Origin of the sequence: Thermostichus vulcanus str. 'Rupite' (assembly GCF_022848905.1) — a bacterium.
GTDB classification, from domain to species: Bacteria; Cyanobacteriota; Cyanobacteriia; order Thermostichales; family Thermostichaceae; genus Thermostichus; species Thermostichus vulcanus_A.
Genome location: NZ_JAFIRA010000067.1, coordinates 1 through 11,488, shown reverse-complemented (window position 1 = coordinate 11,488; position 11,488 = coordinate 1). Strand labels below are relative to the sequence as shown.

The 11,488-nt window shown below is 54.4% G+C and carries 10 protein-coding genes and 1 pseudogene; 3 read left to right on the top strand and 8 right to left on the bottom strand.

Annotation, left to right across the window (positions count from 1 at the left end; genetic code table 11):
- Positions 1–122: 122 nt before the first annotated feature.
- From cas10 to cas1, 3 genes are all read right to left on the bottom strand, one after another.
- A complete protein-coding gene (cas10, locus tag JX360_RS16325) occupies positions 123–2,162 on the bottom strand; it encodes a type III-B CRISPR-associated protein Cas10/Cmr2 (protein ID WP_244353055.1) in 2,040 nt (679 codons plus the stop codon).
- A gap of 263 nt (positions 2,163–2,425) precedes the next feature.
- Positions 2,426–2,704: a CRISPR-associated endonuclease Cas2 gene (gene cas2 / locus JX360_RS16320; protein WP_244353054.1), complete on the bottom strand. Its 279-nt coding sequence runs from the start codon at positions 2,702–2,704 to the stop codon at positions 2,426–2,428.
- Positions 2,705–2,712: 8 nt separating this feature from the next.
- Positions 2,713–3,723 (bottom strand): CRISPR-associated endonuclease Cas1, encoded by a 1,011-nt coding sequence (gene cas1 / locus JX360_RS16315; RefSeq protein WP_244353053.1) that lies wholly within the window; start codon positions 3,721–3,723, stop codon positions 2,713–2,715.
- A gap of 177 nt (positions 3,724–3,900) precedes the next feature.
- Here cas1 and JX360_RS16310 point away from each other — a divergent pair, with 177 nt between their 5' ends.
- A complete protein-coding gene (locus JX360_RS16310; RefSeq protein WP_244353052.1) occupies positions 3,901–5,106 on the top strand; it encodes a helix-turn-helix transcriptional regulator in 1,206 nt (401 codons plus the stop codon).
- A 164-nt stretch (positions 5,107–5,270) separates the two neighbouring features.
- Here JX360_RS16310 and JX360_RS16305 read toward each other — a convergent pair whose 3' ends face one another.
- Together JX360_RS16305 and hisB are read right to left on the bottom strand one after the other, a co-directional pair.
- Positions 5,271–6,953 (bottom strand): alpha/beta hydrolase, encoded by a 1,683-nt coding sequence (locus JX360_RS16305; protein ID WP_244353051.1) that lies wholly within the window; start codon positions 6,951–6,953, stop codon positions 5,271–5,273.
- Positions 6,954–6,955: 2 nt separating this feature from the next.
- Positions 6,956–7,576 carry an imidazoleglycerol-phosphate dehydratase HisB gene (gene hisB / locus JX360_RS16300; protein WP_244353050.1) on the bottom strand — a complete coding sequence of 207 codons (621 nt, stop codon included), beginning with the start codon at positions 7,574–7,576 and terminating at the stop codon, positions 6,956–6,958.
- A 257-nt stretch (positions 7,577–7,833) separates the two neighbouring features.
- On the opposite strand from hisB, the gene JX360_RS16295 reads away from it, so the two are divergent.
- Positions 7,834–8,595, top strand: a complete 762-nt coding sequence (locus JX360_RS16295; protein ID WP_244353048.1) for a PspA/IM30 family protein — start codon at positions 7,834–7,836, stop codon at positions 8,593–8,595.
- 192 nt (positions 8,596–8,787) lie between these two features.
- Positions 8,788–9,252 (top strand): pentapeptide repeat-containing protein, encoded by a 465-nt coding sequence (locus JX360_RS16290; RefSeq protein WP_244353047.1) that lies wholly within the window; start codon positions 8,788–8,790, stop codon positions 9,250–9,252.
- Positions 9,253–9,302: 50 nt separating this feature from the next.
- On the opposite strand, the gene cysQ is transcribed toward JX360_RS16290, so the two are convergent.
- The 3 genes and pseudogenes from cysQ to JX360_RS18110 form a co-directional block, all read right to left on the bottom strand.
- Entirely contained in the window at positions 9,303–10,118 is an 816-nt protein-coding gene (gene cysQ, locus JX360_RS16285; RefSeq protein WP_244353046.1) for a 3'(2'),5'-bisphosphate nucleotidase CysQ, read from the bottom strand.
- Between the two features lie 38 nt (positions 10,119–10,156).
- On the bottom strand, positions 10,157–10,918 hold the full coding sequence (gene hisF, locus JX360_RS16280) for an imidazole glycerol phosphate synthase subunit HisF (protein ID WP_244353057.1): 762 nt from the start codon (positions 10,916–10,918) through the stop codon (positions 10,157–10,159).
- 74 nt (positions 10,919–10,992) lie between these two features.
- A pseudogene (locus tag JX360_RS18110) lies at positions 10,993–11,488 on the bottom strand (RNA-guided endonuclease InsQ/TnpB family protein); the annotation flags it as partial.

Sequence of the window (11,488 nt, the reverse complement as noted above, 5' to 3'; positions counted from 1 at the left end):
AGCGTTCACGGTTTTGAGTGGTATCTAAGCTTAGAACGCTGGCTCCCCCTTCATCTCTTCAATCTCCAAAACTACCGCACAGCAAGGCACCCAGCTATCTGTAAGCAGCTTTTGTCAGTCAATCAGGCCTGATCCACTGCCCCTCGTAACAGAGCAATGTCATCGGGATCCTGAAGGCTCAGATCATCTACTAGCCACTTACTGGAGAACATCACACCGTTGTAGGGTTGATCGGTTGGTTGATCTCCCCCTTGAGGATTAAGTTGGGCATCCGTTTTGGGCACCTGAAAGGGACGGCGCGTAAGGGATCCAAATCGATCTCTGTGTTTGGGCAGCAGCTGTCTGATCTGTCGCTCTAGCTCCCTCCAATACTGTTTCACCTTCTCTGGAGCCTCATGGGCAAAGCGAGCAGCAGCAATGGAGCTAAGGTTGGGGAATCGGATCAGGTTCTCCAGATCGTCGTCTTCTTCAGAAACCCCCAGGCACTCAGCAATCCCTCCATACTTCCAGGCCATGCGTTTGGTGAGTTCTACCGCATTCAGCATCTCCGATCCGTTGAAAAGTCCTGGATACACTTCTCCCATCAATTTCCAGAACATGCGCATCGATCCCGCAGGAAGGCCCGCTCCTTCACAGAACTTGTCCCGATACAGCAAGTTGGGGTGAACTGCACTGTACATGCCTGAGAGAGTGGATCGCTCCCCCGGAGCCACCGGGATCCGCCAGGTACGGGTGTTTTTGATGGCCTGAATCGACTGGCCCAATCGAGTTTGCAAACTGCCCCACCAGGTACCCACATTGAGATTGCCATAGGCTTTTTCTTCGGGATCGGTGGGTAATTGAACTCGACTCTGAGCCAGGGTTTGCTGAGCTTCCTTCCATGATTTGTAGTCAGGATCCTTAGTTTTTGCTTTCAAAGATTTTTCAGGATCCCCCAGGGGAACCAGAGTCCAATAGCTCTTCCAAGTGTGATCGAGCTGAGCATCCCAGAGCTTATTCCACTCCCAATTGCTTTGCTGATGCCATTTCTGAAACTCTCTTTCGTAGTTAGTGTGAGATCCTTCTGTTGTTCCCATAGTAGGGGCAATTTTTTCCCAGATCTCTGGCCCACGTTCTTCTAGATGCTTAACGCAGGTCTGACGGATATGATCTCTCACCTGCGTCCCGATCTTTTTCCAGAGTTTGCGCATCTCCTGGGTGAGTTCCTCTGCAAAGGTTTTGGCCTCTTCTCTGGGTACTAAAGCTGTGATCACGTTAGGAAAGCCTGCTGTGCTCAAGCTATTGGAAAGACGATCGTTGAATCGACTGACAGGAGTGCTATTTTCACTATCGATCTCTCGAAAATACTGATCAAACTCTGGATATTTCTTCAGAATCCAGGCATCAATGATCTCCTGTCCCCAAAGTGAAGGGGTGATTACAGCATCCGGGCCATAACGTTCTGCAATAAACCAACAGAGACGGGCGCTCAGGTAATGCAACAGGTAAGAACCAGACCAGAAATCCAACAACTTACGGGAGGACTTGATGAACTCCTGCACAGGAGAAAAGGTAAACAGTAATAGATCGGCATGGGAAACTGGCTCGGAGGGTTGCCAGTTTCGGGGGAATAAGGCCCCTGTAAGACCCGAAACAATCGAGTTGTGATCCTGTACCGCACAGTCAGGGATGCGGGTATCGGCAGGCAAGAGCAGAGCTGCGGAGGTCTGGATCCCGGTCTCCTGAGCAATTAACTGCGGATAGAACCGCCAGAACCACCAAAATGCTTTTTCCGGTTCCCCATGACGCACCTTTTCGTAAGGAATGATCCGATTCTGAATCTCTTCCAGTTGCCCTTCCGTTAGCGGATTCCAGATCTGGATATGCTGTTTCTCTCCAGATAGAGGGTGACGTACCTCCACCTGGGTGCGTCCCCCTAATTGCTGAGCATCCTTAAAAATGCCTTTTATGGATAATCGATCGGAAGCGGCAGCAATATGATCGGCAATCACCCCCTGATGAGACTGCCACCAAGACTCCAGTTCTTCCCCATAACGATAGAGTTCATCCACCTGCTGCCAGGGGCCTTTGCCGTTTTTATACTGATACAGGGCTTTTAGCTGAGGATCATGTAGCAAAGCAAACAGTTTGCGGCGAAAATAAGGGGTGCGGTCTTCAGTCATCTGGCCACCTCTGAGGGCATCATGTTGAATAACAGCTATGCAATCTTGATTACAGCCCTTTCGTGGGTTTGCTACAACAACAGTTGTGCCCTTACCCTATTCTGAAAGAGCACTGGGGATTCCCCCGTGCTAGATGACTAACGAAAGGGCTGTAAGTGCCAATCAGTACCATCAAATCTCTTCATCGCCTAATCGACAGCATAAACGGCTACCTAAAACCTGCGCCCATTTGTGACGCGAACGGCAAAATAGTACACAGTTCGCTAGACAACGATAGAGTTCGGTGGGGTCAGCAATTCTGGTCCACCCCAAGTCTCAACGCGGGAGAGGGTGTGCGCCGAGAGAGGATAAAACCGTACTTGATCTTCTGTCAGATCTAGCCGGGCTTGAAGACGTCGTTGTAGATCCCGATACTGATCTGGCCCTAACATACACTCGAAGACGCTGTACTGCACCCGTTGACCATAGCCCTCCAACAGATCAGAGACCTTTTTGCGCCGTTTATCGCTGGGAATGTCGTAGGCGACCACATACAATTGCATATCTCACCTCAGCGAATCAGATGAGGGGTATAGAAGGGCAGTTGGTTCCCGACAAACTGACGGTAAATCTGCACCTGATGGTTGACGAGCGCCCAGCGGGGGATCTCCTCTTCAGTACCTGTAACGGGATCTTTAGATGGCTGAACAATATCTTCCATCCGTTGAATGAAAGCTTGCAAAAATTTTGTGCGGCCTGACTGAGTCAGCAGGCAACCCTCAACCTCATCGGTGAAATCTTCGAATGGATCCATTACCCCTGTATTAATCAACCATAACACCAGCGAATCGATGATCGGGGCGCGGAACTCTTCGATCAAGTCAGAGGCTAGGCAGGGATGGTTATGGTGGCTGGTGTGCAGGCAGCCTTGGTAAGGATCGAGCCCCTGCAGCTCAATTAACAGCAGAATATGATTCCAGAGCAACTGGTAGCCAAAGCTGAGCATGGCATTGACGGGATCGCGAGGCGGGCGGCGGCTACGAGTGGTGAATTCGAAGCCAACATGGGTGAGGCATTCTCCTAGGGTGGGATAGTAGCTTGCAGCTGCAGCTCCCTCTAGCCCCATCAATTCATCAATACTCTGAGCGGAGTCCATATCGGTATGGAGTCTCTGGAGCAAGGCAAGTTTCTCGCCGCTCACCTGAGGCTTGCGACGTCGCTGCCGCAGTAGGAGGATCCGACAGTTGTGCACCTTGGCTTTCAGGATCTGGCGAGCGGTTTCCAGCTTTCGTTTGGGTGTCAGTTGCATTTGCATGTCCTGCAAGGCTCGATTACCCCGCTGGATCGGCTGCAGTCGTCCGTAGCAATATCCCATATGAGAGAGATAGGCAATGGGAATGTTGCGCTGTAGACAGCTCTGGATCAGTTGGGTGGTAACCTGGGCATGGCCAAAGATCAGGATCTGATCCAAGTGAGGGAGCTGAGCCTGCTGGAGGATAGCGCCCGCTCGTTTGACAACCAGCAGTTCCTGATGGAGGCAGAGGTAGCAATCTTGCTGGGATACATACAGTGTCTTACCCATGACGCTACTCCTTGTGACCAGGGACTGGATCACCTTGAGGCTTGGAATCAAACCAGAAGCCGAAAATCTAGCCTTCTTTAGGTTATGGGGCGGAGGGAAAAATGCTGTAGATCGAGATGCGAATGGCGAAAAACATGAAAGAAAGAGGGGTAGTTCGCTGCGCAAGGATTCATACCTGTGACTCCCCATCCCTCTCAAACCTATGCTCGCCCCCAGAGCTTCGACCGCCTCCTCTGCCTGATCGCCACTCTGGCCCAGTACCCCGGTGTCGGGCATCTCACCGGTCACTCCCGCCTGCAGGAACTCCTTATCTACCTGCACTCTGTGGCTACCCAGCAACAGATCGTTCTTCCCCCCTGCTCCCCCCATACCCTGCACAAAGATCTACAAACCCTGAGACACTACGGCATCCTCAGCAATCAGATGTATCGTTGGGGCTACTATCTTGGCCCTAGTGCCATGACCGAAGTTGAATTCAACACCGCCCTCAGCGCCCTCTACTCCCAGGCCACCTACCAACGGGATCCTCAAGCCCAAGAAGTTTTCAACTCTATTTCCCAGCGTCGCTGGGGCAAAAGCCAGGGTTCCAAGGGCCTGGCCCACTTCTACCCGGTTCGAGCCCAGATCAACCGCTCGATTACCCCTACGGATCCCACTCAAGTCAGCCGCAGAGGATCCGCTACCCGCACCCTCTACAGCGCTCTTGATACCCTAGAAACAGCCATTCTTAAAGGAGAAGCACTCCAGATCCATCGCATCTCGGATCCTTACCAGCAAGGGCAAAGTGACCCAGGATCTCGGTCACAAAAGGGATCCAAATCCATTTGGCCTTTGCAGTTGATCCACTACGACATCGCCTGGTACCTAGCCTATGAGCAATGTGATACCCAGCATTTGGTGATAGGTCGCTTGGATCGCTTCGATGATCAGTGCCAGGTTCTCTCTCTCCCGACCCGCAGCCGCTCTCAACAACTTCAACGTCTTCAACAAGTTCATGAGCTTCTAGAAAACGGATGGGGTCTTTTCCTGGGTGAACCTGAAGAACAACGCCAAGAGCTCCGCGGCCAACTTCCCCTTACTGAGATCACTGTCCGTTTTTACGGCAACACTATCGCGTTCATCCATGAGGGCGGCTACCGTCATCCCAGCCAAAAGATCTTGACCTCATCTGGGCATAGTCAGTACGTAGACTATCAGGTCAGGCTTCCTCCCCGCTCTCATGGGGAATTCTTGCGTTGGGTGAACCGGTTCATGGGCAATGTTCAAATCCTGACTCCAGCAGGACTGGCTGAGCAGCATGCCCATTGGGCTGAGGAACAGTTGCAGAGGTATAGAAGTGGCAAACAGAGCGACCCAGGCTCCGGGTCACAAAAGGTTACCTAGAGTACTCCAGGATACGGGGCGCAGATTCCGGGTCACTAAGGGTCCGCTTCTTCCCTGTGAAACGTGAAACCAGAGAGACTCAAGCAGGCAGAGCCAATGCTCCTTCTAAACATCCAATCGGGATCCATTCACGACATCGCTCAAAACATTACTCAAAAAACTTCTCACGGGTTCAGGGCCAGTTGGATCTGTTCTTCCGTTAGCTCTCGAATCAGGGTGGTGCGCAATGGGTCGGGGGTGAGAGCCTCGGCGTAGGACGAGTTCAGATAAGCCGCATAGTCTTCTGAGTCTGCTTCTGCCTGCAAGTAAGTTCTAAAGAAAGCGGTCGTCAAGCCCTTGAGCAAAGGTCGAGCAGCTTGGGGATCCGGCCCGATCAATTCCTGAGGCACCGGAAACGCCCCCTGCCCTCCCCCACCCAAGAAGGTGAAATGAGTGGATCCCTCCACCATCACCAGATACCGCTGCTGGGATCCCAACCAAGTAAAGGGCTCGATCTGCTCTGGTAAAGAAGGGGCGAAGTAATCTTCGCTACCGGCCATGATCATTACCGGGATCCCCACTTGGCCCAACCCTTCCGGGCCAAACACCGTGCTGGTGAGGGGGTTAAGCGCAAACACCGCTTGGATGCGTTCATCCACCAATTGCTCCGCCTGTGCCGCCAGGGCGGGATCCTGAAACACCTCGTTCGCCCGACATTGCAGCAGCAAAGAGGCATTCAAGGTCAGGCCCAAAGAATTTGAAGTTTGGCAGTCCTCTTGCAAGCGGGTCGGATTCAGACTGGCTCCCGCTGTCGCCAACACCGTATACCCCCCCAAAGATTGGCCAAACAGCCCTACCGACTGCAAATCCAGCCTGCCCCAGCGGCTGGGATCCTGTTGGGCCTTTAGCTCCAGCTCATCCAATAGAGAAGAAATATCTTCAGGCCGTGCCACCCACTCATAGGGGCCGGGCAAAGAGCCAAACCCCGACAAAAAGTTGCGCACGCGCTCCACACTGGTGCCGGGATGCTCCAATACCGCCACCCCGATACCCCGGGAGGCCCAATGACGGGCCAAATAGGCAAAGGTATTGCGATCAGAAGCAATGCCGTGGGAGACCACCACCAACGGGATCCGCCCCATTCTCTCCGGTAAATAAACATCCACCGGCACAGGCGTATCGCGCCAGGGATGATCAAACTGGAAGCTCTCCATCTGCCACTCAAAGGCTCCCACTGCCTCGGGGTCAAGTCTGGGCTGAGCCAAGTTTTGGGATACCGAGTTGGAAAAAGCCAAAGAGGATGACTGAGCTTCTTGGGTGGCTTCCTGTCGCAGCCCTGCGATCACCAGATCCCGTTGTCGAAACAGTTGGCTGGCCTCCCGCACCACGCGAATGCTCATGTCCAAATCGATCCGCAGCTTCTCCAGCGGATAGTGGCGCAAAATGTTGACCAAGGTGAACCCGCCCGGATCCCCAGCCGCCCGGATCAAGGCCGCCCGCAAGGCATAGAATTCCGCCTCTCCCTCCCCCGCAGAGTGCAACACCAGCGTTAATCGCCGCAGCAAATCTTCCCCAATTGAGGAGTAGGTAAACTGGCTCACCGTGACTGGGTTGAGGTTAAAGTCCCGTGTCAGCAAGTCCGCCAAAGCAGCCTGTTGTTCAGGATTTAGCCGCCGCAGATAAAAATCCAATCGCCGACTGACAGTGCCAGTTTCCGCAAATTGGGCCAAATCTTCCACGGGCAAGGAGACCTCGATCAGGGGGGGCAAAAACACCGCCAAGCGCTCTGCGCCCCACACCTGACTCAGCCCGGAGAAAACGGTTCCCAATCCTAGGCCCAAGGCCAATAGCCCCCGTGGCCAATTCATGGCTACAGTACCCCCTTCGAACTCGGGATCCCTTCTTGGCGGCGCGGATCCCGTTCTACCGCCGTGCGCAGGGCGCGGGCAAACGCCTTAAAACTGGCTTCAACAATGTGGTGGGCATTGATTCCGGCAGCCTGACGAATGTGAAGGGTGAGCTGAGCATGGTTTACGACTGCCTGATAAAACTCTCGCACCAACTGGGTTTCGTAGCGGCCAATGCGCTCGGTGGGCAACTCCAGCCCGTAGCTGAGATGGGGTCGGCCCGAGAAATCCATCACCACCTGCACCAGCGCTTCATCCAAAGGTGCCCAAAAATGACCGAAGCGATGAATGCCCCGCCGATCCTGCAAGGCTTGTGCTAGGGCTTGCCCCAGGGTAATGCCGACATCTTCATTGGTGTGGTGGTCGTCGATGTGCAGATCCCCCATCGCTTTGATGTGCAGATCGATCAACCCATGGGTGCTCAGTTGCGCCAGCATGTGATCCAAAAAAGGGATCCCGGTATCGATGTCGTGGTAACCCTGGCCATCCAAATTGAGCTGGATCTGAACGTCGGTTTCGCCGGTGCGACGGTGAACGGAGGCGGTTCTCGGCTGAAGCAGGCGGGAGGAATCGATGGCAGTCATGAAGAATTGAAAAGGAGGGGCAACAGGCCTAAGCCCAGCTACAGGATCGCACAAGCCCCCCAATTTCGACATCTCTAGCCTGCCCTCCTCTTGGACGGAGGAGCCCACCCATTCCCAGGCTCGGAGAGATCCCCGTTCAGGTGATCGGTCAATACCCTTGGATCCCGGCTAGGGATCCCTATACTGGAGTAGAGACACTGGAAAACGTCAGAACGGCAAGGGTAGCATTAGGTCAGACCGCTAGGGAGAGAGATCAGATGGGATTGTTCGATCGGGTAAGCCGAATCATCAGATCCAACATCAATGCGTTGGTCAGTAGCGCCGAAGATCCAGAGAAAATCCTGAACCAAACCATCCAGGATATGTCTGAGGATCACTTCCAGATGCGGCAAGCGGTTGCCCAGGCCATTGCCAGCCAAAAGCGGATGGAACGGCAGTACGAACAAGCGGTGCAAAGCGTCAACGAGTGGCAAAGCCGTGCGGAGCTGGCCCTACGTAACAACAACGAAGCCCTAGCCCGCGAAGCCTTGGTGCGTAAAAAAACCTTCTCCGAAACCGCCCAGAGCATGAAGCGGCAGTTGGATGAGCAGACCAAGCAGGTGGAGATTCTGAAAACCAACATGACCAAGCTGGAGAGCAAAATCTCCGAAGCCAAGACCAAAAAGGATATGCTCATTGCCCGCGCTCGCTCCGCCAAAGCTTCCCAGCAAATCAACGAGGTCATCGGGCGGGTGAACACTACCAATGCCTTCTCAGCTTTTGAACGGATGGAAGAGAAGGTAAACACTCTAGAGGCCCAATCTGCGGCGGTGGCAGAGCTAGCGGTGGATAATCTCGAAAACCAATTTGCGGCTTTGGAGGCAGGCGGATCCGATGTGGATCACGAACTGCTGATGCTCAAAGCCTCGATGCAGGGCCAATTGCCCTCTGGAGATCTGAAAACCCCAGCCCAAAAACCCGCTGGTGATGAAGTCGATCTGGAATTGGAAAACCTGCGCAAAGAGATCGACCAGCTCTGAACCGCTAGGAGGTTATGCCTTTCCGAGTCCCTGAGGATCCCCCCTCCTTCTGAGCGGGATCCCGTTTTGATGATGTCTAGGGGACACGGGGTGGTAAGCTAACCAACAAGGACTTTGACCTGCCTCTGATAGGGTTGAGGCCCGGTTGGTTTGAGGTAGCCTAACTATGGTTTTGCGAGAGAACAAACAGCGATGACGACAGCGAGTATCAAGCCCCTCCTAAACGCCAAGCAACTGTTGCAGGCTTATGCCTCTGGCCAGCGGGATTTCTCGGGATCCAATCTCAGTGGGGCGCAGTTGAGCGGAGTGAACTTGAAGGGCATCATCCTCCGGGATGCGAACTTAAGCGGGGCAGACTTGCGGGAGTCGGATCTGTCAGGGGCGGATCTCACGGGGGCCGATCTGCGTGGGGCAAAGTTGCGGCGGGTAAACCTGATCGGGGCCAAGCTGGTCAAAGCAGACCTTCGCGGAGCCAATCTCTATCGGGCCAAGTTGCTCAGATCTGATTTGACAGAGGCCGAGCTGAACCGGGCAGATTTGCGAATTGGGGCGGACTTACGCGGGGCCACCATCACCAATACCCACTTCCGGGGTGCCCTTTACGACGAATACACCAAATTTCCGGATGGGTTTAACCCAGCTGAGATGGGAATGTAGTGCCCGTCTTCGAAATCAAAATCTGGACACCATCTATTCGCAGTGATCCTTCACTCGATCAGGTCTTGCCACAACCAAGCTGCATCCTGAGCCGCCACCACAAAGGGTGGATTGTGTAAATCAGGTTTGTTATACCGCAAGGGATCCCTGCCTAGGGTGGTCACACTTCCACCGGCCTGTTCCACCACACATTGAGCCGCAGCCGTATCCCATTCCATGGTGGGGCCAAGGCGGGGATAGAGGTGGGCGGATCCCTCCGCCACCAGGCAAAATTTGAGGGAGCTACCGAGGGAGCTGACTTCTAGTGGGCCGTAACGGGTTTGCAGCCGGCTTAAGAATTGTTCGGTTTCAGGATTGGCATGGGAACGGCTGGCCACCACCTTAAGGGATCCTTCCGAGTAAGTGCGGGTGCGAATTCGGGTCTCGCCTTTGTAGGCACCTAGCTTTTGAGCAGCCGTGTAGGTGAGTGCCAAAACCGGCGCATGCACCACCCCCAAAACCGGGATCCCTTCCTCCACAAGGGCGATATTAACCGTGAACTGACCATTGCGCTTAATGAACTCCTTGGTGCCATCTAGGGGATCCACCAGCCAGAACCGCCGCCAATGTTGCCGCTCGGCGTAGGGGATCCCACTGGATTCTTCCGACAGCACAGGGATTTCTGGGGTCAGGTCTTGCAAGCCCCGCAAAATCAGATGGTGAGAGGCTAAATCCGCTTCCGTGAGGGGGGATTGATCGGCTTTGGCACTCACCTGGACCTGTTCCTGCTGGAAGATCTGCAGGATGGCCCGGCCTGCGGCTTCCGACAAGCAGGCAATGCGAGGTAACCAATCCGCCAACTCGCTCTCTTCAAGGTTATTGAACATTGGCACAGTCCTCGCAAGTTTTGCTGACAAGTTTGAAGTTAATTGCGTACCAACAGCCCATGCGCAGCCAAGTCCGCCTTAATTTGGGGGATTGTCAATTGACCATAGTGCAACACAGAAGCCAAAAGCGCCGCCTCTGCTCCCCCTTCCTGTAGAGCTTGGCGAATATGGGAACACTCACCGGCTCCGCCGGAAGCAATCACCGGCACCGAAACAGCATCAGCCACCTGACGGGTCAAGTTTAGGTCATAGCCCGCTTGGGTGCCATCCGCATCCATGCTGGTGAGTAAAATTTCTCCAGCCCCCCGCTCGGCCATGGTTTTGGCCCACTGCACGGCATCCAACCCTGTCGGCTGCCGGCCCCCGCGCACATACACCTCCCAGCCCTCTCCTCCCGCTTTGGCACGGGCATCGATGGCCACCACAATGCACTGGGATCCAAACCACCGGCTAGCCTGAGTGACCAAATCGGGATCCTTCACTGCCGCCGAGTTGAGGCTGACTTTATCCGCCCCCGCCCGTAACAGTTCTCGCACCCCCTCAAGATCGCGGATCCCACCCCCAACCGTGAGGGGAATGAACACCTGCTCCGCCGTCCGCCGTACCACCTCCAGCAAAATGGTCCGTTCTTCGTGGGTGGCGGTAATATCCAAAAACACCAGCTCGTCTGCCCCAGCCTGATCGTAGGCTTGCGCCAGCTCCACCGGATCCCCGGCATCCCGCAGTTGCACAAACTGGATCCCTTTCACCACTCGCCCTGCTGCCACATCCAGACAGGGAATGATCCGTTTGGCCAGCATCGCCTTCTCCGTGCTTTTAACCAAGACTGTGACATACTCCCGACGCTATACCTACGGTACGCTACGCGAACATCCTACGGATAGAGCGCTGGCTTCTCAGTGACTCCTGCTACTGCGAACGGGCGTTTCCTGAGCTTTATCGTCCTCCGGACGACCCGGAGGGTCATTAACGGGATGCCCCACCGCCAAATACTTGATATTGATTGCCGCATTGTGGTCACGGTCTAGTTCCAGTCCACAATGAGGGCAAGAATGCCATCTATCATGGATTGCTTTTGGAACCTTCTGGCCACAACCAGAGCAATTCTGAGTTGTACCGTTGGGATTCACAGCCATCGTCATCAGCCCAGCATTTGCAGCTTTGACTGAGAGAATTCGCAGAAATTGATCCCACCCAGCATCATGAGCAGACTTTGCCATGCGTGTTCTGGCAATGCCTTTTATTGAGATTGGGGGCATCGGCAGTGAGCACGGGCACAGCGTCATCTTGCAATGACAGCGTGATGTAATAGCCGTCTACCTTCCTGAGGATTGTCGCCGTCTTAATCTTGAACCCGTCAGGGATGGGAC

Excerpts from the sequence above, each read along its gene's own strand:
- cas10 (WP_244353055.1), bottom strand. The coding sequence starts at position 2,162 with ATGACTGAAGACCGCACCCCTTATTTTCGCCGCAAACTGTTTGCTTTG.
- cas2 (WP_244353054.1), bottom strand. The coding sequence starts at position 2,704 with ATGCAATTGTATGTGGTCGCCTACGACATTCCCAGCGATAAACGGCGC.
- cas1 (WP_244353053.1), bottom strand. The coding sequence starts at position 3,723 with ATGGGTAAGACACTGTATGTATCCCAGCAAGATTGCTACCTCTGCCTC.
- JX360_RS16305 (WP_244353051.1), bottom strand. The coding sequence starts at position 6,953 with ATGAATTGGCCACGGGGGCTATTGGCCTTGGGCCTAGGATTGGGAACC.
- hisB (WP_244353050.1), bottom strand. The coding sequence starts at position 7,576 with ATGACTGCCATCGATTCCTCCCGCCTGCTTCAGCCGAGAACCGCCTCC.
- JX360_RS16295 (WP_244353048.1), top strand. The coding sequence starts at position 7,834 with ATGGGATTGTTCGATCGGGTAAGCCGAATCATCAGATCCAACATCAAT.
- JX360_RS16290 (WP_244353047.1), top strand. The coding sequence starts at position 8,788 with ATGACGACAGCGAGTATCAAGCCCCTCCTAAACGCCAAGCAACTGTTG.
- cysQ (WP_244353046.1), bottom strand. The coding sequence starts at position 10,118 with ATGTTCAATAACCTTGAAGAGAGCGAGTTGGCGGATTGGTTACCTCGC.
- hisF (WP_244353057.1), bottom strand. The coding sequence starts at position 10,918 with ATGCTGGCCAAACGGATCATTCCCTGTCTGGATGTGGCAGCAGGGCGA.